Source organism: Synechococcus sp. H55.11, assembly GCF_047462475.1.
Taxonomy (GTDB): Bacteria; Cyanobacteriota; Cyanobacteriia; order Thermostichales; family Thermostichaceae; genus Thermostichus.
On record NZ_JANSJI010000171.1, the window covers coordinates 1 to 20,790 of the forward strand.

Below are 20,790 nucleotides of genomic sequence, written 5' to 3' on the forward strand. Positions count from 1 at the left end.
TGGCGGCCATCCCGGATCTCATCTTTCACCTCGATAGCCAGGGCGTTTGCCTGGGAGTGAGCTGTGGGGGGGAGGTGCGGCCCTACGGCTTGCCAGAAACTTACCTGGGGCGCTCACCCCACGAACTCCTGCCCCCAGACCTGGCGGAGCGGCGGCTTGCCTATATTCGCCAAGCCCTGGCCACCCAAACCCTGCAGCGCTATGAGCAAAGCCTGGAGATCGATGGCGAGGTGCTCTACGAGGAGGTGCGCATTGCCCCCCTGAACGCGCAGGAAGTGGTGCTCATCATCCGCGACATCACGGAGCGGGTGCAGGCGCAGCAAGCCCTGCAAGAGAGCGAGCAGAAGTTCCGCGCCCTGTTTGAAAATGCTGCCGTGGCCATCCTCATTCGCCATGCCGAAACGGGCGAGATCTTGGAGGCTAATCCGCGCGCCCTTGCCGCCTATGGATTTTCCAGCCTGGAGGAGCTGCGGGCCTTCGACGTTTTGGAGCAGTCCCCCTATCGCCAGGCCCTGCAGGGAAGGGGGTTCTCGCTGCAGCCTCACCTGGAGCAGGCCCGCCAGCAGGGATCTGCCCGCTTTGAGTGGCACTGGCAACGGCGGGATGGCCGGGAGTTTTGGGAAGACGTCTTCGTCCAGCCGCTGGTGCTGCGCGGGATCCCTTGCTGGGTGTTTACCGCCGTCGATATCACCGCCCGCAAGCAGGCCGAAGCAGAGCTGGAGCAATTCTTCTCGGTAGCTTTGGACTTGCTCTGCATTGCCGACGAGCAGGGGTATTTTCGCCGCCTCAACCCTGCTTGGGAGACTGTTCTGGGCCGTTCCCTCGAGGAGCTGCAGCAGCACCCCTTTTGGGAATGGGTGCACCCGGAAGATCTGCTGGCCACGCAGAAGGCGATGCAAAAGCTGCTGCAAGAAGGACGCCTGGATGGCTTAGTCAACCGCTACCGCACCCAAGACGGCAGCTACCGCTTTATCGAATGGCGCGCCTCTCTGGCGGGATCCCTGGCCTACGCCGCCGGGCGGGACATCACCCTGGCCAAGCAGACGGAAGAGCAGATGAAGGCGGCTATGGAAGCTGCCGAGGCGGCCAACCGCGCCAAGAGCGAATTCTTGGCCACCATGAGCCACGAGATCCGCACGCCCATCAACGCCATCATGGGCATGGCCAGCCTGTTGCTGGATACCCCCCTGGATCCGCAGCAGCGGGATTGGGTGCAGACCATCCGCTACGGCAGTGAGGTGCTGCTTAGCCTCATCAACGACATTTTGGATTTTTCCAAGATCGAGTCTCAGAAATTGGAGCTGGAGGAAACACCCTTTTCCCTGCCCCAGCTCATGGAGGAGCTCTTGGACCTCATGGCCGCCCAAGCCCAGAGCAAAGATCTGGAGCTGGTGGCCTGGGTGGATCCCAGCTTGCCAGCCAGCCTGGTGGGGGATCCCAACCGCCTGCGCCAGATCCTGGCCAATCTCCTCAGCAACGCCATCAAGTTCACCCCGCAGGGAGAAGTGGTGGTAAGCGTCGAGGCCCAGGAGCAGTGGGTGAGCTTCCAGGTGCAAGACACCGGCATCGGCATCCCGCCGGAAAAGCAGGATCGCCTCTTCAAGCCTTTCAGCCAGGTGGACAGCTCCATCAGCCGCCGCTACGGCGGCACGGGCTTGGGCTTGGCCATCAGCCAGCGCCTCTGTCAACTGATGGGCGGAGAGATCTGGGTGCAAAGCCAGCCGGGCCAGGGATCCACCTTTGGTTTCCGTGTCCCGCTGCGTGTTCCGGATCCGGCCCTCTTGGCAGCCCCAGCCCTCGATGCTGCTCTAGCCGGCAAGCGGGTTTTGTTGGTGGAAGACAACGCCAGCCAACGGCAGCTCCTGGCTCGCCTGCTCCAGGCCTGGGGGATGCAGGTAACGGCCTGCAGCTTTGCAGCAGAAGCCCAAGCCCTGGCCAAGGCCCAGACTTTTGACCTGGCCCTGGTGGATACCAGCCTGCCTGACGGCGATGGACTGGCCCTGGCCAAGGCTCTGCAGCAGGAGCAGCCCCCCCTGAGGCCTTTGCTGCTGGTGGCCCGCAGCGCGGCTCTGGCAAGTTCTGGCTCTTTTCCTGCCCTGAGCAAGCCGGTCAAGGCCTCGCAACTGCGGGCTCTGCTTTGCCAGGAAAAAGTGCCTGCCGCTACTTCCCCCTTGGAGCCCCCGCTGCCTTTGGCCAGCCGCTGCCCGTTGCACATCCTGGTAGCCGAGGACAACCCCGTCAACCAAAAAGTCATCCGCCTGATGCTAGAGCGGCTGGGCTATCAGCCGGACATCGTGGCCAACGGCTTGGAAGCTCTGCAGGCGCTGCAACTGCGCGCCTACGACCTGGTCTTGATGGATCTGCACATGCCGGAGCTGGACGGCCTGGCCGCCACCCGCCGCATCCGCAGCGAACTTCCCCCAGATCGCCAGCCACGCATCCTTGCCCTCACCGCCGATGCTTTCCTGGAAAGCCGTGCTGCTGCCGAGGCCGCCGGCGTCGACGGCTACCTGACCAAGCCCCTGCAGCCGGCTGTGCTGGAGCGCGCTTTGCAGGAAATCTCTTCTTCTTGTACGGAAGAAAAACCGGAGCCAGCCTTGGATCCCGACACCCTGGCCAGCCTACGCAGCATGCTGGGATCCCCCGAAGACTGGCAGGAGATGGTGCAAACCTACCAGCAAGACAGCCAGGCCCTGCTGGGATCCCTGCGCCAGGCTCTGGAGCGGCAAGATGCCCAAACCGTGGCCCAACTGGCCCACCGCTTCAAGGGCAGTAGCAGCACCCTGGGGGCCAAGTCGCTAGCTCAGATGTGTCAGGAGCTGGAGAACCTCTCTCGCCACCCCTCTCCCGCTTTTGTAAACTGGGATACCCTGAAGCAGGCCTTGCAACGGTTGGAAGCCGAGTACCGGCGAGTTACCCTGGAGTTATCGGCTGCTGCACCCAGGCCTTTCCTTTCTTCTAGCCATGCAGAAGCTTAATGCCAATCCTGTGGCAGATCTCCTTCCCCGACAGGGAAAGGGCTCCTCTGGGGCCGAGGAAAAGCCACTGCTGTTGATTGCCGACGATGATCCCAGCCAGCGGCTTTTGGCTCGCTATACCCTGGAGCGGGAAAGCTACCAAGTTGTGGAAGCAGACAGCGGATTAGCTTGTCTAGAAGCCGTAAGCCACCACCAGCCGGACATGGTGCTCCTGGATGCGGTGATGCCGGATCTGGATGGGTTTGAGTGCTGCCGCCGCCTCCACGCCCAAAACCCCGACATGCCAATTTTAATCGTCACCGCTTTAGAAGACGAAGCCTTTGTCAGTGAGGCCTTTGCCGCCGGTGCCAGCGACTACATCCCCAAGCCCATCCACTGGTCGGTTTTGAAGCGGCGGCTGCGCCACTTGCTGCAAGCCAACCAGGCCCAGCGCCGTCTGCAGCAGCTTAACCAGGAACTGGAAGCCAAGGTGCAGGAGCGCACCGCCCAACTGGCCTGCCAGGTGGCAGATCTGGAGCAGCTCAACCGCCTCAAAGACCACTTTCTGGCCACGGTCTCCCACGAGCTGCGCACGCCTTTGACCAAGATCAAGCTAGCCCTGGAACTCCTGGGCCGCACCCCCCTCAACGAGAAGCAGCGGCAATACCGGGACATTGCCCTGCAGGAGTGCGAGGCCGAAATCCAGCTCATCAACCGCCTATTGGATCTGCAGGGCCTGGAAGGGAAAGACCTGGGCTCTGCCGTTGCAGCTATTGACCTGCCCCACCTCTGGCACAGCTTGATCGAGTCGGCGCAGCAATGCACCCAGGCCCGCTCCCTCACGCTGCAGGTGGGGGATCTGCCCCCCTCCCCCTGGCGGTTTTACAGCCATCCGCAGCTCCTGACCCAGATCCTCAAAGAACTGCTGGACAACGCCTGCAAGTTTACCCAGCCAGGTGGCACGATCCGTCTAGAGGTTCAGCCAATCCCTGAAGGGGTTGAGTTTAAGATCGGCAACAGCGCTCAGATCGAGCCGGAACATCTGCCCCGCCTCTTCGAGCGCTTCTACCGCGTGCCCACTGCGGATCCCTGGGCCCAGCCAGGTAGCGGCCTGGGGTTGGCTTTGGTGAAGCAGTGGGTGGAGCATCTCAAGGGCCACGTTCGAGTCAGCAGCGAGGACGGGTGGACGTGTTTTGTGCTCCGCCTGCCCAGCCTAGAGCCGTCCGGCAGGATGTGATCAATCGCCGACGGCAGCGGCAGTTTCGGCGGTGGCAAAGGAAGTGCCGCAGCCACAGCTAGCCACCGCGTTGGGGTTCTTGAATTTGAAACCGCCCCCCAACAGATCCTCGGAAAAGTCGACGGTAAGGCCCTGGATCAAAGTCATGCTCAAGGGATCCACTGCCACCCGAATATCGCCAAAGTCAAAGGTATGGTCATCAGGGTTGGCCTGGGGCTCGAAGTTCATTACGTAAGAGAGGCCAGAGCAGCCGCTGGGCTTGACCCCCAGCCGCAGGATGGGCTGGGATCCCTCCTTCTCGTACTTGCTGCGCAGGCGTTTTAGCTCTTGGATGGCGCTCTCGGTCAAGGTGATCATGGCGGGAAAGCTGACACTTACTTTTCATCCTAACAAGGGTTTTGGGCCGCCTTTTCCCTGCGCGCGGCAGGAACAGTTGATAAGCTAGGGATCCCATTCCTTCAACTTTACCGTTCTGCCCTTGTGACGGATCCCAACGCCATTCGTGTTACCTTCTTGGGCACCAGCTCCGGCATGCCCACCCGCCAGCGCAATGTCTCTGGCGTGGCGGTGCAGTTTCCGCAGCGGTCGGAATGGTGGCTGTTTGATTGTGGCGAGGGCACCCAACACCAACTGTTGCGGCTGGACGAGCTGCGCCCCAGCCAGTTGCGCCGCATTTTCATCACCCACATGCACGGGGATCACATCTACGGCCTGCCGGGGCTGTTGGCCTCCTGTGGCCTGGGCAGTACCCCCCAGCACATCGACATCTACGGCCCCCCCGGCCTGGAAGAGTACCTGAAGGCGGTGCTGCGCTACAGCGAGACGCGGATCCCCTATTCCTTCCGGGTTCACACCGTAGAAACAGGTCTCATTCTTCAGGATCCAGAATATTGGGTTTTTTGCGCGCCCCTGGATCACCGGGTGCCCGCCTTCGGCTACCGCGTGGTGGAACAGGATCGGCCAGGCACCTTCGACGTGGCCAAGGCTCAGGCCGACGGGATCCCGCCCGGCCCCCTCTACGGCCAGCTCAAGGCTGGGCAATCCATCTTCTGGCAGGGCCGCCACTTCCACGGGCGAGATTATGTGGGGGATCCCATCCCAGGGCGCAAGCTCTCCTACTGCACCGACACCATCTTCTGCCGCAACGCCGTCGATCTCTCCCGCGCTGCTGACCTGGTCATCCACGAGGCCACCTACGCCGAAGCGGATCGCGAACTGGCCCAGCGCGCCAAGCACTCCACTGCCGCCATGGCTGCGCGGGTGGCCGCCGAAGCCAAGGCCCAGACCCTCATCCTCACCCACTTCAGTCCCCGCTACACCCCCGAAGCTCCCATCACCCTAGAAGACTTGCTGGCGGAAGCTCAAGCGATTTTTCCCAACACAATCCTGGCCCGGGATCGGATGACCTACGCGATCCCGCGCCGCAGCCCTGCTCCCCTGCCGGTGGGGGTCTAGACCCGCCTTGCTAGCTAGAATGATAGGACTGACAGCCTCAACCTGCGATGACGGATCCCAGACCCTATCCTGAACGGCCTCCATTTCCAGAGCGGCCCAAAACCGAGCAACTGGATCAAAACGCCAGCGAGTGGCAAGCTTTCAGCGCCTTGCCCCCGGCAACCTCCCTGCCTCCTGTACAAGCAGAGCGACCGGCTTCCCAAGCAGCCAGCTCGCCCCAGGCCGAGGAAAACCTGCCCAAACTGGCCCCCTGGGGCAAACGGATCGGGGCCTTTGCCCTAGATTTTGGGCTGGGGCTGGGGGTCTCCTACCTGGCGCAGGGCTTGGCTTCTCTGGTGGGAGCCGATGCGGGCGCCGTGGACATGACCGGCTACATCGCCTTCTTCGCCACCTGGCTGGTGAACCGCGGCTACTTCCAATCCCGCCCCGCTGGCCAAAGCCTTGGCAAATGGCTGCTGAACCTCAAAACCTTGGATCCCGAAACCGAGGCACCGCCCCACCTGGTTCGCTCCCTGGCCCGCGAAGGGGTGCTCTCCCTGTTTGTGCTCACGGAAGCCCTGCTGGTGCCCCTGGCTGCCGATGGCCTGTTCGCCCTCTTCGACAAGGAAAAACGCCAGAGCATCCACGACCGCGCCGGGCGCACCCTGGTGGTGGAATCGGAGCAGGGCTACCACCTGGATGAAAAAGCCCTGCGGTTGCTGCAGGACATCCTGGAGGGGGACGCCGCCGAGGACGTCAAGTCCGCCGCTCGCGAGCTGTTGCGCCAAGCCCAACGCAATGAGGCAGTGCGCGATCTTTCCCAGCAGATGCAGCGCCTGAGCAAGGACGTGGATCGGAACACCCGCAGCCTAAGACAACAAACCGGCAAGCAAGTCAAAAACTGGGTTGATTCCGTCAAAGAAAAGTTGGATAATTGGTGATCGCGCTTACGAGGTGAACCCATCTCCAGCCTCAACCCCTGGGGTTGGGGGTTCCCAAGTGCTTTTACTTCCTCCACCTTGGGATCCGTCATGGCCAAAGCAAAGGGTGCTCGCATCATCATTACCCTGGAGTGTACGGAGTGCCGCACCAACGTCAATAAGCGTTCTCCAGGGGTGAACCGCTACACCACCACCAAAAATCGCCGTAACACCACGGCCCGCTTGGAGCTGAAGAAATTCTGCCCCAAGTGCAACCGCCACACCGTCCATAAAGAGATCAAGTAGTTCAAGCCGCTTTACCGTTCCCCTGACCTATGGTTTACGCTCGTCGCCGCCTGTCTCCCATCAAGCCGGGAGAGCCGATCAAATACACCGATGTTGAGCTGCTCAAGAAATTTGTAACCGAGCGAGGCAAGATCCTGCCCCGCCGCATCACTGGCCTGACCGCCAAGCAGCAGCGGGAGCTGTCCGCCGCCATCAAACGGGCGCGCATCATGGGCCTACTTTACTTTGTCAATAAAGAAGGATAAGTTGCTGGTTGCTTTCTCCGGATCCCGATGAGCCTGCAGCTTTCGCCGCAATTGCAAGCTCGAATGGCCCAACCCCTTGAGATTGGTGGGGTGAAGATTTTTAGTCGCGTCTTTCAGGCGCCCCTGTCGGGAGTAACCGACAAAGTGTTTCGGGGGCTGGTACGCCGCTTTGCCCCGCAAAGCCTGGTCTACACCGAAATGGTGAACGCGACCGGCTTGCACTATGCCCGCGAGCTACCCCGCATTATGGAAGTGGGGGAGGGGGAGCAGCCCATCGGCATTCAGTTGTTCGACTGCCGACCCCACTTTTTGGCGGAAGCAGCCCGTATGGCGGTGGATGAGGGGGCGACCTTGGTAGATATCAACATGGGCTGCCCTGTGAACAAGATCACCAAAAACGGCGGCGGCTCTGCCCTGCTGCGGGAGCCGGACACGGCAGCCCGGATTGTGGAAGCGGTGGCCAAAGCCGTGCCCGTACCTGTTACAGTGAAAACTCGCCTGGGTTGGTCGGATCAGGAGATCAACATTCTGGATTTTGCCCACCGGCTGCAGGAGGCCGGAGCGCAATTGCTGACTTTGCATGGCCGGACACGGGCTCAGGGGTTCAACGGCAAAGCCCGTTGGGATTGGATTCGCCGTGTCAAAGAGCATCTGCGCATTCCGGTAATTGCCAACGGGGATATTTTCTCACCAGCGGCGGCGGTAAAGTGTCTGGAGGAAACTGGCGCCGATGGGGTGATGTGCTCCCGCGGCACCATGGGCTATCCCTTCCTGGTGGGGGAAATCGATTACTTCCTGAAAACCGGCCAAGAAAGACCAGCTCCTACCCCCCTGGAGCGGATTCAAATGGCTTTAGAACACTTGCGGGGCCTCTGGGAGTGTAAGGGGGAACGTGGCATCCGACAGGCCCGCAAGCACATGACTTGGTACATCAAAGATTTTGTGGGGGCTTCTCAATTCCGCGCCCTTCTCTGTCGCATCGAAACCTTGCAAGAAGGGGAAACCCTGCTTTTGCAAGCTATGGAGCGCTGCCAAGAAACAACCTCTCGACCGGAAGAGGCGCTTGAAACGACTGAGGGGATCGACCTTCTTCCTGAGGCGGGTTAGGCGTAGTTCCCCTCTCCTTTTGGGGGAGGGGGTAAAGCATCTCAATCTTGCTTGCAAGGCTACGACGCCTGCTGCTGGGACAGAGCTGCCACCAGTTTGTCTCCCATTTCCCGGCAACCCACTAAGGTTGTTCCCTCGGAATAGATATCTGGGGTGCGGTAACCCTGTGCCAAAACGGCCTCTACCGCCTGTTCGATGCGGTCGGCAGCTTGCGGCTGTTCCAGGGAGTAACGCAGCAGCAGAGCGCCGGAGAGCACCTGGGCAATGGGGTTGGCTTTGTCTTGTCCGGCAATATCGGGAGCCGACCCGTGTACCGGCTCGTACACCCCAGGGCCGGAGGATCCCAAGGAGGCCGAGGGCAGCATACCAATAGAGCCGGTCAGCATTGCCGCCTCGTCGGACAGGATATCGCCGAAGAGATTGCCGGTGAGGATGACGTCGAACTGCTTGGGCCAGCGCACCAACTGCATAGCAGCATTGTCGATGTAGAGGTGGGAAAGTTCCACGTCGGGGTACTCAGCCGCCATGGCATTGACCCGCTCCCGCCACAGTTGCGATACCTCCAGGACATTGGCCTTGTCCACCGAGCAGAGCTTGCGCCGCCGCTTGCGCGCCAGTTCGAAGGCCACACGAGCGATGCGATCGACCTCGGCCTCGCTGTAGACCATGGTGTTCACGCCGCGCCGGGATCCCTTGGCATCTGTGAAGATCCCTTTGGGTTGACCAAAGTAGATGCCCCCTGTTAGCTCGCGTACCACCACCAGGTCGATCCCCGCGATAACCTCCGGCTTCAGGGAAGAGGCCGCCACCAGTTGGGGGAAGACTTTCACCGGGCGCAAGTTGGCAAAGAGCCCCAGGCCGGCCCGCAAGCCCAACAAAGCCCGTTCTGGGCGTTTCTCAGGAGGCAGGGTGTCGTACTTAAAGTCGCCAACCGCTGCCAGATAGACGGCGTCGCTCTCCTGGGCCATTTTCAGGGTTTCTGGCGGCAAGGGATCCCCCGTTTCCTCATAGGCCGCCCCGCCGATCAGACCCTCCTGCCACTGAATGGAAAACCCCATCTGGGCAGCAACCGCATCCAAGACAGCCCGCCCCACCCGCATGATTTCTGGGCCAATCCCATCGCCGGCTAGGGCCGTGATCCGATAGGTTCGAGCAGTTGCGGCGCTCATGAGCAGTCAAGCTGAAGACAATGGCGTAGAAATACTACCATTTCGGCGGGCTCAGCCATCCCTTGGCACACAGGTTTGTGGAGAACTCCCCCAAAAAGCTCTCTCCAGGGATGATATAAGGTGCAGCCTGGCCACTGACCTGCTGCACCCTATAACAATAATGATGAGCAAACCCTCAAGCTAAAGCTCTAGAACAAGCCCAAGGTGACCCACTTATCCAAGGGCAAAGTGGCACCGATACCCAGGTAGAGGGTAACCAAGGTGCCGATCAAAAACACCGTCGTCGCCACCGGGCGGCGCAGCGGATTTTGGAACTTGTTGACGTTTTCGATGAAGGGCACAAACAAAAGACCGACAGGAATAGCAGACATCAGAGCAATCCCCAACAACTTGTTGGGAGCAATACGCAAAATGTGAAAAGCGGGGTAGAGATACCATTCCGGCAGAATTTCCAGCGGTGTGGCAAAGGGATCCGCCGGCTCGCCCACCCCTGCGGGATCCATGACCGCCAGGCCGACGATTAGACCGATGGTACCCAGGATCACCACCGGAAACATAAAAAGCAAATCGTTGGGCCAAGCAGGCTCACCATAGGTCATATGGCCCATGTTTTTCTTCAGCTTGGCTACAACCTTGGGGTTGTCTAGGTCAACTTTGCGGGTAATGGCCTCAGTCGCTATGACCTGCTTTGAGATAGCCATGAGAGTTCTCCTTGCAAAAATCCTGAAAACCAGAAGCTAAAGGGTCACCGTTTGCGGAGCCAAGAGACAAACTTTGCTCACAAAGGCCCAGAAATCCCTTGGCGGCGGATCATCAGAAAGTGCATGGTCATGAAGACCGCAGCCAGCCAGGGTAACACAAAAGTATGCAAGCTGTAGAAGCGAGTCAGAGTCGCTTGGCCGACAGCTTCGCCGCCACGGATAAGCTGCACCAACAAGTCACCCACCACCGGAATCGCACTGGGCACACCGGAGACGATCTTGACTGCCCAGTAGCCCACCTGATCCCAGGGCAGGGAGTAGCCGGTAACGCCAAAAGAAACTGTCAGCACCGCCAAGATCACACCGGTCACCCAGGTCAGCTCGCGAGGCTTCTTGAACCCTCCTGTCAGATAAACCCGGAAGGTGTGTAGGATCATCATCAACACCATCATGGAGGCGCTCCAGCGATGGATGGAGCGCAGCAGCCAGCCGAAGTTGACCTGGGTCATGATGTAGTTGACCGACTCAAAGGCCTCGGCCACCGTCGGACGGTAGTAGAAGGTCATGGCGAAGCCGGTGGCAAACTGAATAAGGAAGCACACCAGCGTCACCCCGCCAAGGCAGTAGAAGATGTTAACGTGAGGCGGAATGAATTTCCCAGTTGCGTCGTCGACGAAAGGCGTAATCTCCAGCCGCTCGTCCAACCAGTCGTAAACTTTGCTCATGATGCCTGCAGTTTTTGAAAAGTGGATCTTGAGGGCAGGGCAGGCCTGCTCCACTCAGCAATCTAACACAATTCTTTAACACCATCCTGACGCAAGGCTCAGCTTTGGGAGCCAGATCTCGATCCCGACAGGCCAGACGACTTTTCAATGCTGTGTTTTGTTCACATTTCTTAACTTTTTTTAGGATAGATGGTTGTGCAGAAGCTGAGACACACAGGGCTCCATCGGAGATGGTGGAGGATCCGAGCAAGGTTGGCCTGGGGCATCCGCATTGTTCTGCTGGGGTGTTTGCTCTGGGCGAGTTTGGGCATGGATGCCTGTCCAGTTCAGGCCAGTCGCTGGGGAGAAGAGCAGCAACTGCTGGCGCAGGCCTGGGCCTATGTGGATCGAGCCTATGTAGATCCGGGGTTTAACGGGCAAAACTGGTGGCAGGTGCGGCAACGGTTTCTCTCCCGGCCCCTGAAGGATCGGCAAGAGACCTACCGCGCTATTGAGGAGATGTTGGCGACGCTGGGGGATCCTTTTACCCGCTTTCTGGACAAAGAGCACTACCTTAGCTTGCAGACCTCTACAGCCGGGGAGCTGAGCGGTGTCGGTTTGCAGATCGCCATCGACGAGCAGGGCTCGGTGCGGGTAATTGCGCCTATGGAAGGCACTCCTGCCGAGCAGGCCGGGATTCAACCTCAGGACGAGATTTTGGCCGTGGATGGGGTGCCGGTGGCAGGGCTGAGCTTAGACGAAGTGGCCGAACGGCTGCGGGGGCGCAGCGGCACGCCGGTTACTCTGAAGCTGAAGCGGCAGGATCGCGTTTGGGAGGTGGAGCTGGTGCGCCAGTCGATCACCATCAACCCCGTGCGCACCCGTTTTTTTGAGCTGCCTCAGGGAACGGTGGCCTACATTCGCCTCAGCCAGTTCAACGGCAATGCTGCCGCTCAGGTTCGTCAAGCCATTCGGGCCGCTGAAGCTCAGGGGGTGCGGGGCTACATTCTCGACTTGCGCAACAACCCAGGGGGACTCTTACAGGCGGCCATCGAGATCGCCCGCTTCTGGATCCCCAAGGGCGACATCGTGCTGGTGACGGATCGCCACGGCATTCAAGACAGCATTCCCGCCACCGGCGAGGTGCTCACAGAGGCGCCGCTGGTGGTCTTGGTGAACCAGGGCAGCGCCAGTGCCAGTGAAGTGTTGGCCGGGGCACTTCAGGACAGTGGGCGAGCCCGACTGGTGGGAACGCGCACCTTTGGCAAGGGGCTGATCCAATCCCTGCTGGAGCTGGCAGATGGCTCTGGGCTGGCGGTGACGACGGCCAAGTACCTCACCCCCAGCGGCCATAACATCCATCACCAGGGGATCCAGCCGGATGTGGTGGTGGGGGAGGGATCCGTTCCCTTAACGGCAGAAACCCTGGCCGGGCCGGAGGACATCCAGCTTCAGCGAGCCCTGGAGCTGTTGGGGCAGCCCCAGGGGATCCCGGTGGCACAAGGCCGCTAGGAGGGGATTGCGTTCCAGGTCTCCACCCCGTGGAGATCTCAATCTTTGGCATTCGGGATGGGGACTCCTGTTTGTTTTCGATTCGTTTTAGGATCGGGAGCAGAGTTGCCTGGGCCACTTCTCGGCTCCGGCGTCGATCTCTGACTTTGTCCGCTCCCGCCTGCATGAACGCCATCCAACAATTCCACCACTTTTTCAACTGCTGCATCGGGGCTTGGCGCACCGAGCGCACCTACCATTACCTAGACCGTGGCGAGGTGGAGCGCTCCCGCACCGAGTTCACCATTCGCACCCTCACCCCTGAGCTGAAGCACAAGGTGCTGGCCGACAACAACTACCCCAACCACAACGTGGATGGTTTTTTGGGCTTTCACTTGGCTTTTGAGACGGTTTCCGAAACGGGGGAGGAGGCCGGGCAAGAGCTGAACATGCTGTTTGTCCCTCGGCAAGAAACCTCCCTGGGTCTGGAGGGAGACTATCTGCGGGATCGGGCCTATGAGGAAGATCGCCCGATGGTGGCGGTTTTCCGGTTCGATCCTGGATCCCTGCAACTGGTGATGACCACCACCTACACGCGCGTGGTTGCCGTAGATACCATCACCCTACTCAATCCTCGTCTGCGCCTGCGGCAGATCCTCACCTACCGACGCCCCCCTCAAGGTCAGCCTTTGCAGGAGCTGTTGCTGGTGGGGTTTGGAGTAGAACAGAAGCTGACCTAGCCTGCGGAGCCCGAAGATGGCCCTTCCCGAAAACCTGGGATTGACCCAGCACCTGGCCCTGATCCAGTCGAAGTTCGAGCGAGGAGACTATCGGCAGGCGCTGGAACAGATAAAGCAGGCCCAAAGCCGCTACCCACAGTCGGGCAAGCTACGGCTCTGGCAGGCCCTGGCCCAAGAAGCCCTTGGCGAAACGCAGGAGGCCATCCGGTTGGCCCAAACCCTGCTGCGCAACCCGGATCCAGAAGTTGCCCAGCAGGCTCGCTATGTTTTGGGCATCTGGCAAGCTCCCCGTCTGCGGCGTCCGGCGGAGTGGTTGAGCGAAATTCCCGATCTCAGCCGGCTCGAGGAAGCTGACCCCCCGGCGTACCGCTTGGACTATGGGCAATCTCAGCGCAAGGGCTCTTCCCCCAAATCTGGCGATTCCCTTGATCCTCGCGAAGCCGCTCCCCCGTTGGATACAAAGCCGCTCACCTGGGCGTTAATCGGGATCCTCTCTGCCCTGCTGGCCGTGATGGCCTGGCTGCCCTAGATGGGGGTACATAAGACTCCCCCAAGCTTAGGTTGCGGCAGGTCGGCAAGCTGTGGAGAAAACAGCAGGGCACCTCATGGGGATCCCAGTTAAAAGCTGGCGGGAGGAACAACGACCCTCGCCGCCGCGGAGTTGAGGGGAGATACTGGAAATAGATCGATGCGGGAGCGGATCGGGGTCAAGGGTTCCGATAGGCTCCCCGGCGCGTCTCGGCGAAAAGCGGAGGTTAAGAGTGGCTACCCAAACATTGGTGATGGACGCAGTAGAACAGTTGGGCCTGCGGGTCACTCTGGGAGATATTGCCTCCAGCACGGGCCTATCTTTACACGAGGCCAAACAAGAGCTGCTGAATTTGGCCCAAAAGGCGGAGGGGCATCTGCAAGTTTCCCGGCAGGGGGAGATCGCCTACGTTTTCCCGCCTGATTTTCGCAGCATTCTCAAGCGCAAAGAGCAGCAGGATCGGCTTGCCGCCCTGCGTCGCAAGCTGTGGGGGGGCTTTCTCTATGGGCTGCGCATCTCCTTTGGCATCCTGCTGGTGGTGTCGATTGTTTTGATCGTTTTGGCCTTGATTGCTCTGCAGATGGCCAGTAGCCGCGAGGAGGACAATCGCAGCCGGTCGCGGGGGATAGGGTTTTACTACTTTCCCAACCTTTGGGTTGGCAACCCCTTCTGGGATCCCTATCCCTACTACTACAGGGACTATTCCGGTCGGGCGCGCCCCCGCCAGGAACAAGCAGAGATGAACTTTTTGGAGGCGGTGTACAGCTTCCTGTTTGGGGATGGGGATCCCAATGCCAACCTAGAGGAGGAGCGCTATGCCCTCATCGGCCAACTGATTCGCGCCAATGGAGGGGTGATCACAGCAGAGCAGGTGTTGCCCTATCTGGATGTGGAGCCGGGATCCCCGGCCCTGGAGTATGAAGACTACATGCTGCCGATTTTGCTCAAGTTCGACGGTCAGCCGGAGGTGAGCGACGACGGGGATATCGTCTACCGCTTCCCGGAGCTGCAGGTGGCCGCCTCAGAGCGCCAGCCCAAGGGGATCCCTGAAGTGTTGCAAGAGAAACCCTGGGTGTTTAGCCGGGCTACACCTGGTCAACTGACCCTGGCGGGGGGATTGGGGGTGCTCAATTTCTTTCTGGCCGCCATTCTCTACGGAGCGCGGGAAGAGGTGGCCGCCGCCGCCGGCAGCAACGCCTTTTTGGCGTTTATCTACCCGCTGATTGGATTCCTCTTCCTCTACGGCACGCTGTTTTTGGCCGTGCCTGCCGTTCGCTGGCTGGCCTTGCAAATTCGCAATCAAGGGGTGGAGCGGCGCAATCGCATCCGGCAGCTTTGGCGAGAGCAACTGAAGCGTCCCACAGAGGCGCTGCTGCGCAAACTCAACTTTGCCCGCCGCTTCCGCCGTCAGGAAGTTGTGTCCGAGTCCGACACCATTTACTCGACCGACCGAGATCTGATCGAGCAGCGGGACTACCGTCTGGACGAGCCGGCATTCCGCACGCTGCTGGAACTGGAATCAGAAGCTCAGGAGGATCGCCCCGAAACCAAACCAGTGCGCAAGCAGCGTCCCCTCTAGGACTTACAGCAACCACTCGGAGGCCCGCTCCCCCACCTTTTGCAAATCCAGAGGAATGGCCACCGCTTTGCCCATGCGAGGCCTCTGACGGGTGGCTTCGATTTCGCGGCGCACGGTTTCCCACACCCCCCAAGCCTGTAAATGGGCCATCACCTTCTCCAAGTGGGCCAGGTACTCGGCCTCGCTCAAGGGAAAAGAGGGCTGCTCCAGGTAGCGCCACATCACCAGCAACACCACCTTTTGCTGGATACGCCGCAACTGCACGTCGTAGGAGCAGCCCCACTTGTCTTGCAGCAAAGCTTGAAAGTCGGATCCCGTCATCGCACTGGCTTGAGACTGGCTTCAATGTTGCCGGGTAGGCTGAAGGCCTTGGGTTCACCGTTGCATTTCTTAACGATATTGGCCAAAGGGGTCGGTTAGGATGGTGTCGCTTGTCAACGAACGTTAAAACTTCTCAGGTCTGCATTTGCCATTATGACGGAAGCGGTTAGCAACTTTGAAGCCCCCCCCATGAGCCGGCGGGTTTTTCTGAATGCCCTGCTCAGTGGCTCGGTGGGAGTGGTGGTGGTGGGCGCCCTCTACCCAGTGGTGAAGTATTTTATTCCGCCCTCGTCCGGGGGAGGGGGTGAGGGCCTCATCGCTCAGGACGCCCTCGGCAAGCCCATCAGCGTCAGTGAACTGTTGGCCACCCATGCCGCCACGGATCGGGTGCTGGCCCAAGGCTTAAAGGGGGATCCCACCTATATCGTGATCGACAACGGGGCGGTGGCCAATTACGGCCTCAATGCTGTTTGCACCCACCTCGGCTGTGTGGTGCCCTGGAATGTGGGAGAAAACTTGTTTAAGTGCCCTTGCCACGGATCCCAGTACGCGGCCAACGGCAAGGTGATCCGGGGGCCGGCTCCCCGCTCGCTGGAGCTGGTGAGCGCCACAGTGGATGGCGACAACGTTCGCTTCAGCCCCTGGCAAGGCCCCGATTTCCGCGAGGCCTAGCTGAAGGAGCAAGGGATCCCGACAGCTCTACGGCGGCAATTGGGTTCAACTGTTAACTGAGGTTAACTGAATTCCCGGTCGTGCCAGCGGGATGGAGTCCTTTTAAAACGGTGAGTCAGGATCCCGATGGCGAGGTGAGCCGCTTGTGGTTAGGTCAGCTTCTGCCGAGCGAGGTGGGGCGAATGATCGAGATCGCTCTTCCCCAATTGTGTTCCAAAACTGTGATTGCAATCCATTCTGAGCTGGACTTATGAAGCGAATTTGCTTAGCCGTGTGTGCGCTGCTGCTGTTGCTGGGGATGGGATCCCGTCCGGCGGCAGCCTACCCTTATTACGCCCAGATGGCCTACGACAACCCCCGCGAGGCCACCGGAAAAATTGTCTGCGCCAACTGCCACCTGAACGCCATGCCCGCCCGTGCCGAAGTGCCGCAGGCGGTTACCCCTGGCCAGGTGTTCACCATCAAGGTCGGGATCCCTTATGACCTGAGCAAACAGCAGGTGCTGGGGGATGGCAGCAAAGGCGGGCTGAATGTGGGTGCTGTGGTGGTGTTGCCGGAGGGCTTCCGTTTGGCTACCGAAGAGGAGATGACCGAGGAACAGCGGCAGGAAACCGCCGAGACCTACATCACCCCCTACAGCGACGAGAAGCCCAACATCCTTCTGGTGGGCCCTTTGCCCGGCGAGCAACACCAGGAAATCGTCTTCCCGGTGGTAGCGCCTGACCCGAAAGAGGATTCCTCGGTGGCCTTCATGAAATATCGGGTCTATGTCGGCGCCAACCGCGGTCGTGGCCAGATCAACCCCGACGGCAGCCTCAGCAACAACAACGTCTTCCGCGCTCCCGCCACCGGTCGCCTGGCCAGCATTGCCACCGTCGAGTCGGATCTCAGCGACCTGCCAGCTGAGCTGGCCGCCCTAGTGCCGCCCGAATACGAGTTGCCGGGCACGCGGGTGCTCAGTTTCGAGACCGAAAACGGGATCCAAAACTTGGTAGTGCCGCCGGGGCCGGAGTTGGTGGTTAACGTGGGCGACAGCGTCCAAGAGGGGGATCCGGTCACCAACAACCCCAACGTGGGCGGCTTTGGCCAAGCAGAGCGGGATCTGGTGTTGCAAAGCCCGGATCGGGTGAAATGGCTGGTGGCCTTCCTGGCAGCGGTGGCCATCACCCAGCTCCTGCTGGTGCTCAAGAAAAAGCAAGTGGAACTCATTCAGGCGGCAGAACTTTTGGGCTAGCCCAACCGTTCCCATACTTTTTCCACCACCCCGGAACCAGCCGGGGTGCTTTTTTCTAGGGGATCCGCAGCTCTCCCACAATCACCAACACCGCTTGGCCGGCAATCTCCACACGAGGGCCGAGATCGCGGCACCACAGCTCGCCTCCCCGCGTCGAGAGCTGGCGGGCTTTGAGCTCAGCCCGGCCCAGGCGCCTCGACCAATAGGGCATCAAAAGACACTGGGCAGATCCCGTCACCGGATCCTCCACGATCCCCAACTGGGGGGCGAAAACGCGGCAGACGAAATCCGGCCCATCCTTCAGATCCTCCCCAGAGGCGGTGACGATCAAGCCGGAAACGGGGAGCGCCTGAACCTGGGCCCAATCCGGCTGCACCTGCTGCACCTGCTGGGCCGAAGCCAGCACCGCCATACCCATGCCTCCGCGGCACAGATCTACAGGTGGGATCCCCAAAGCCGCTGCCACCTGCTCTTGCGCTTCCGGCCAGGGCTGGGGAGCCTGGGCGGGAAAATCCATCGCCAGCCGCTCCCCCTGCCGCCGCACCGACAACCGGCCACTGCGGGTGGAAAAGGCCACCTCCTGAGCTTCCGGGTGCACCTCGGTCAAGAGCACATAGGCACCGGCCAAGGTGGCATGGCCACAGAGATCCACTTCCGTCGTCGGAGTAAACCAGCGCAGCCCATAGTGGGGAACAGCGCCCAGGGATCCCTGGGGCAGCAAAAAAGCCGTCTCCGACAAATTGTTCTCCGCCGCAATCGCTTGCATCAAAGCTGCCGGCAGCTCCTGGGGCAGCAAACACACCGCCGCCGGGTTGCCCCCAAAAGGCACCGCCGTAAAGGCATCTACTTGAAAAAACGGGATCCGCACCTGCTTGCTCCACCCCCCTCAGGCCATGATCCCACAACAGGCCCAGAAGTAGAGAGATCCGTACCCAACCGTACCTGCCCAAAAGCGGGATCCCGCCCACAGGGGCTATTGTCAGGCCAGAAAGTTGGCTGATAAACTAGCACTCGTAAGTCGAGAGTGCTAAAACCTCGATTTGCACAAGCTTAAGGTCTCGACTCATAAGTTAAACCCTTCAGCTTCGTGCTTTCGGATCACGGAGGAAAATTGTCATGGCTGCAGTAGCTCTGAACGTCTCTACCCTGAAGCCGCTGGGCGACCGCGTGCTGGTCAAAATTGCCCAGCAGGACGAGAAAACCGCAGGCGGCATCTTTTTGCCCGACACTGCCAAAGAAAAACCCCAAGTGGGGGAGGTGGCCGCTGTCGGCCCCGGCAAGCGCAATGACGAGGGCAAGTTGATCCCGATGGAACTGAAGGCCGGCGATAAAGTGCTCTACTCCAAGTACGCCGGCACAGAAGTGAAGCTGGGCAGCGATGAATATGTGCTGCTGGCCGAGCGGGACATTCTCGCCATTGTTCAGTAATTCATCAGTGCTTCGGTAGCAACTCAACTGCAATTCAGCAGTCGAGCCGTTGAGTCTTTGTTTCACCCTTACCGGCGTTTGTACGTCAGAGGTTAACTATGGCCAAATCGATCATTTTCAGCGAAGACGCTCGTCGCGCCCTTGAGCACGGCATGGATGTATTGGCAGAAGCAGTAGCCGTTACTCTTGGCCCCAAAGGGCGCAACGTTGTACTGGAGAAAAAATTTGGCGCGCCCCAAATCATCAACGATGGGGTAACCATCGCCAAAGAAATCGAGCTGGAAGACCACATTGAAAACACCGGCGTCTCCCTGATCCGTCAGGCGGCTTCCAAGACCAACGACACGGCTGGTGACGGCACCACCACCGCCACCGTCTTGGCCCATGCCATGGTTAAAGAAGGGCTGAAAAACGTAGCCGCCGGCGCCAACCCGATTGCCCTCAAGCGCGGCATTGACAAGGCGGTGAAGTTCCTGGTGGACAAAATTGCCGAACATGCCCGCCCAGTGGAAGACTCCAAAGCCATTGCCCAAGTAGCGTCCATTTCCGCCGGCAACGATGAGGAAGTGGGCCGCATGATTGCCGAGGCCATGGACAAAGTGGGCCGCGAAGGGGTGATCTCCCTGGAAGAAGGCAAGTCCATGACCACCGAGCTGGAAGTGACGGAGGGGATGCGCTTTGACAAAGGCTACATCTCTCCCTACTTCGTCACCGACACGGAGCGGATGGAGGCGGTTCTGGAAAACCCCTACATCCTGATTACCGATAAGAAAATCACCCTGGTGCAAGACCTGGTGCCGGTTCTGGAGCAAGTGGCCCGCGCCGGTCGTCCGCTGCTGATCATCGCCGAAGACATCGAGAAAGAAGCCCTGGCCACCCTGGTGGTAAACAAGCTGCGGGGCGTGCTGAGCGTGGTAGCGGTGAAAGCGCCTGGCTTTGGGGATCGCCGCAAGGCCATGCTGGAAGACATCGCCATCCTCACCGGCGGTGAGGTCATCAGCGAAGAACGCGGCCTGAAGCTGGAGAACGCCCGTCTCGACTCCTTCGGCTCGGCCCGTCGCGTCACGGTAACCAAAGACCACACCACCATCGTGGCGGAAGGCAACGAAGCGGCCGTCAAAGCCCGCTGCGAGCAAATCCGTCGCCAAATTGAAGAAACCGATTCCACCTACGACAAAGAAAAACTGCAGGAGCGCCTGGCCAAGCTCTCCGGCGGTGTGGCGGTGATCAAAGTGGGCGCGGCCACCGAAACCGAGATGAAGGATCGCAAGCTGCGCCTGGAGGACGCCATCAACGCCACCAAAGCGGCGGTGGAAGAAGGGATCGTCCCGGGCGGCGGCACTACCCTGGCGCACCTGATGCCGGTGGTCACCGAGTGGGCGCAGGCCAACCTGTCCGGCGATGAGCTGGTGGGGGCCAACCTGGTTGCCCGCGCGCTGGGCGCTCCGCTGCGCCGCATTGCCGAGAATGCTGGTCAGAACGGCTCGATCGTGCTGGAGCGGGTGAAAGAGAAACCCTTCACGGTGGGTTACGATGCCCAGAACGACGCCTATGTGGACATGTTTGAAGCGGGTATCGTTGACCCGGCCAAAGTGACCCGTTCTGCTCTGCAAAACGCTGCCTCGATTGCCAGCATGGTGCTCACCACCGAAGCGATCGTGGTGGACAAGCCCGAGCCCAAAACCAACACGCCGGCCAGCAGCGGCAGCGGCATGGGTGACTACGACTACTAATCCTCTGGCGAGGGCAGGGTGAGGTTTCTCCACTCATCAGAAAACCTACTGCCTCGCCGGTTCGTAGTCCACTGCCCTGAATAGGATAGATCTTTCGGGATCCCCCTTAGCGGGATCCCTTCTTAGTTTTTGAGGTGGATGTTAGAGGACGGTTCCAAATTGGATAGAGGCCGTGCGAGGGCGCTACTGGCAGTCGAACAGCGAGGGAACCCTACTCCCCTCTCCCTGAGGGAGAGGGGCTGGGGGTGAGGGATCCTCCCTCAGGGAGAGGGGCTGGGGGTGA

General features: G+C 60.3%; 21 protein-coding genes. 15 read left to right on the plus strand and 6 right to left on the minus strand.

The features are described from left to right. The coding region (locus tag NW853_RS07190) for a PAS domain S-box protein (protein WP_414348644.1) at positions 1–2,978 on the plus strand (2,978 nt) is incomplete at its 5' end. Between the two features lie 10 nt (positions 2,979–2,988). Continuing rightward, positions 2,989–4,194 (plus strand): response regulator, encoded by a 1,206-nt coding sequence (locus tag NW853_RS07195; protein ID WP_414348645.1) that lies wholly within the window; start codon positions 2,989–2,991, stop codon positions 4,192–4,194. On the opposite strand, the gene NW853_RS07200 is transcribed toward NW853_RS07195, so the two are convergent. Then, a complete protein-coding gene (locus NW853_RS07200; protein ID WP_414348648.1) occupies positions 4,195–4,551 on the minus strand; it encodes a HesB/IscA family protein in 357 nt (118 codons plus the stop codon). It abuts the gene before it with no gap. A 141-nt stretch (positions 4,552–4,692) separates the two neighbouring features. On the opposite strand from NW853_RS07200, the gene rnz reads away from it, so the two are divergent. The 5 genes from rnz to dusB all read left to right on the plus strand — a co-directional run bounded on the left by rnz (position 4,693) and on the right by dusB (position 8,206). Continuing rightward, entirely contained in the window at positions 4,693–5,649 is a 957-nt protein-coding gene (gene rnz / locus NW853_RS07205) for a ribonuclease Z (RefSeq protein ID WP_414348666.1), read from the plus strand. 47 nt (positions 5,650–5,696) lie between these two features. Beyond that, on the plus strand, positions 5,697–6,569 hold the full coding sequence (locus tag NW853_RS07210) for an RDD family protein (protein ID WP_414333415.1): 873 nt from the start codon (positions 5,697–5,699) through the stop codon (positions 6,567–6,569). A gap of 90 nt (positions 6,570–6,659) precedes the next feature. Next, positions 6,660–6,854, plus strand: coding sequence for a 50S ribosomal protein L33 (gene rpmG / locus NW853_RS07215; protein ID WP_011430486.1), 195 nt, complete (start codon positions 6,660–6,662; stop codon positions 6,852–6,854). A gap of 29 nt (positions 6,855–6,883) precedes the next feature. Beyond that, on the plus strand, positions 6,884–7,099 hold the full coding sequence (rpsR, locus tag NW853_RS07220; RefSeq protein ID WP_414333413.1) for a 30S ribosomal protein S18: 216 nt from the start codon (positions 6,884–6,886) through the stop codon (positions 7,097–7,099). A gap of 27 nt (positions 7,100–7,126) precedes the next feature. Further along, complete coding sequence (gene dusB, locus NW853_RS07225; protein WP_414348651.1) at positions 7,127–8,206, plus strand: tRNA dihydrouridine synthase DusB; 1,080 nt, start codon at positions 7,127–7,129, stop codon at positions 8,204–8,206. Positions 8,207–8,265: 59 nt separating this feature from the next. Here dusB and leuB read toward each other — a convergent pair whose 3' ends face one another. The 3 genes from leuB to petB form a co-directional block, all read right to left on the minus strand. Beyond that, positions 8,266–9,375 carry a 3-isopropylmalate dehydrogenase gene (gene leuB, locus NW853_RS07230; protein ID WP_414333409.1) on the minus strand — a complete coding sequence of 370 codons (1,110 nt, stop codon included), beginning with the start codon at positions 9,373–9,375 and terminating at the stop codon, positions 8,266–8,268. Between the two features lie 188 nt (positions 9,376–9,563). Further along, positions 9,564–10,076, minus strand: coding sequence for a cytochrome b6-f complex subunit IV (gene petD, locus NW853_RS07235; RefSeq protein WP_414333407.1), 513 nt, complete (start codon positions 10,074–10,076; stop codon positions 9,564–9,566). 77 nt (positions 10,077–10,153) lie between these two features. After that, positions 10,154–10,801 carry a cytochrome b6 gene (gene petB, locus NW853_RS07240; RefSeq protein WP_414333405.1) on the minus strand — a complete coding sequence of 216 codons (648 nt, stop codon included), beginning with the start codon at positions 10,799–10,801 and terminating at the stop codon, positions 10,154–10,156. 189 nt (positions 10,802–10,990) lie between these two features. On the opposite strand from petB, the gene NW853_RS07245 reads away from it, so the two are divergent. From NW853_RS07245 to NW853_RS07260, 4 genes are all read left to right on the plus strand, one after another. Further along, positions 10,991–12,292, plus strand: coding sequence for a S41 family peptidase (locus tag NW853_RS07245; protein ID WP_414348654.1), 1,302 nt, complete (start codon positions 10,991–10,993; stop codon positions 12,290–12,292). Between the two features lie 164 nt (positions 12,293–12,456). Then, positions 12,457–13,011 carry a phycobiliprotein lyase gene (locus NW853_RS07250; RefSeq protein WP_414333401.1) on the plus strand — a complete coding sequence of 185 codons (555 nt, stop codon included), beginning with the start codon at positions 12,457–12,459 and terminating at the stop codon, positions 13,009–13,011. A gap of 16 nt (positions 13,012–13,027) precedes the next feature. Continuing rightward, complete coding sequence (locus tag NW853_RS07255) at positions 13,028–13,540, plus strand: tetratricopeptide repeat protein (protein WP_414333399.1); 513 nt, start codon at positions 13,028–13,030, stop codon at positions 13,538–13,540. 232 nt (positions 13,541–13,772) lie between these two features. Beyond that, positions 13,773–15,119, plus strand: a complete 1,347-nt coding sequence (locus tag NW853_RS07260; RefSeq protein ID WP_414348657.1) for a hypothetical protein — start codon at positions 13,773–13,775, stop codon at positions 15,117–15,119. 3 nt (positions 15,120–15,122) lie between these two features. Here the strand turns inward: NW853_RS07260 and NW853_RS07265 are convergent, their stop codons facing one another. Next, a complete protein-coding gene (locus tag NW853_RS07265) occupies positions 15,123–15,440 on the minus strand; it encodes a DUF3067 family protein (RefSeq protein WP_414333396.1) in 318 nt (105 codons plus the stop codon). Positions 15,441–15,593: 153 nt separating this feature from the next. Here NW853_RS07265 and NW853_RS07270 point away from each other — a divergent pair, with 153 nt between their 5' ends. Further along, on the plus strand, positions 15,594–16,112 hold the full coding sequence (locus tag NW853_RS07270) for a cytochrome b6-f complex iron-sulfur subunit (RefSeq protein ID WP_414333394.1): 519 nt from the start codon (positions 15,594–15,596) through the stop codon (positions 16,110–16,112). A gap of 250 nt (positions 16,113–16,362) precedes the next feature. Further along, positions 16,363–17,346: an apocytochrome f gene (locus NW853_RS07275; RefSeq protein WP_414348659.1), complete on the plus strand. Its 984-nt coding sequence runs from the start codon at positions 16,363–16,365 to the stop codon at positions 17,344–17,346. Between the two features lie 55 nt (positions 17,347–17,401). Here NW853_RS07275 and NW853_RS07280 read toward each other — a convergent pair whose 3' ends face one another. Continuing rightward, complete coding sequence (locus NW853_RS07280; protein WP_414348662.1) at positions 17,402–18,214, minus strand: PhzF family phenazine biosynthesis protein; 813 nt, start codon at positions 18,212–18,214, stop codon at positions 17,402–17,404. A 248-nt stretch (positions 18,215–18,462) separates the two neighbouring features. Here NW853_RS07280 and groES point away from each other — a divergent pair, with 248 nt between their 5' ends. Together groES and groL are read left to right on the plus strand one after the other, a co-directional pair. Next, positions 18,463–18,774 (plus strand): co-chaperone GroES, encoded by a 312-nt coding sequence (gene groES / locus NW853_RS07285; protein ID WP_414348663.1) that lies wholly within the window; start codon positions 18,463–18,465, stop codon positions 18,772–18,774. A 98-nt stretch (positions 18,775–18,872) separates the two neighbouring features. Then, a complete protein-coding gene (groL, locus tag NW853_RS07290; protein WP_414333388.1) occupies positions 18,873–20,507 on the plus strand; it encodes a chaperonin GroEL in 1,635 nt (544 codons plus the stop codon). Positions 20,508–20,790: the final 283 nt, after the last annotated feature.

Bases quoted from the DNA above. Each gene is read 5' to 3' on its own strand.
- NW853_RS07200 (WP_414348648.1), bottom strand. From the start codon at position 4,551: ATGATCACCTTGACCGAGAGCGCCATCCAAGAGCTAAAACGCCTGCGC.
- NW853_RS07210 (WP_414333415.1), top strand. From the start codon at position 5,697: ATGACGGATCCCAGACCCTATCCTGAACGGCCTCCATTTCCAGAGCGG.
- rpmG (WP_011430486.1), top strand. From the start codon at position 6,660: ATGGCCAAAGCAAAGGGTGCTCGCATCATCATTACCCTGGAGTGTACG.
- rpsR (WP_414333413.1), top strand. From the start codon at position 6,884: ATGGTTTACGCTCGTCGCCGCCTGTCTCCCATCAAGCCGGGAGAGCCG.
- dusB (WP_414348651.1), top strand. From the start codon at position 7,127: ATGAGCCTGCAGCTTTCGCCGCAATTGCAAGCTCGAATGGCCCAACCC.
- leuB (WP_414333409.1), bottom strand. From the start codon at position 9,375: ATGAGCGCCGCAACTGCTCGAACCTATCGGATCACGGCCCTAGCCGGC.
- petD (WP_414333407.1), bottom strand. From the start codon at position 10,076: ATGGCTATCTCAAAGCAGGTCATAGCGACTGAGGCCATTACCCGCAAA.
- petB (WP_414333405.1), bottom strand. From the start codon at position 10,801: ATGAGCAAAGTTTACGACTGGTTGGACGAGCGGCTGGAGATTACGCCT.
- NW853_RS07245 (WP_414348654.1), top strand. From the start codon at position 10,991: ATGGTTGTGCAGAAGCTGAGACACACAGGGCTCCATCGGAGATGGTGG.
- NW853_RS07250 (WP_414333401.1), top strand. From the start codon at position 12,457: ATGAACGCCATCCAACAATTCCACCACTTTTTCAACTGCTGCATCGGG.
- NW853_RS07255 (WP_414333399.1), top strand. From the start codon at position 13,028: ATGGCCCTTCCCGAAAACCTGGGATTGACCCAGCACCTGGCCCTGATC.
- NW853_RS07265 (WP_414333396.1), bottom strand. From the start codon at position 15,440: ATGACGGGATCCGACTTTCAAGCTTTGCTGCAAGACAAGTGGGGCTGC.
- NW853_RS07270 (WP_414333394.1), top strand. From the start codon at position 15,594: ATGACGGAAGCGGTTAGCAACTTTGAAGCCCCCCCCATGAGCCGGCGG.
- NW853_RS07275 (WP_414348659.1), top strand. From the start codon at position 16,363: ATGAAGCGAATTTGCTTAGCCGTGTGTGCGCTGCTGCTGTTGCTGGGG.
- groES (WP_414348663.1), top strand. From the start codon at position 18,463: ATGGCTGCAGTAGCTCTGAACGTCTCTACCCTGAAGCCGCTGGGCGAC.
- groL (WP_414333388.1), top strand. From the start codon at position 18,873: ATGGCCAAATCGATCATTTTCAGCGAAGACGCTCGTCGCGCCCTTGAG.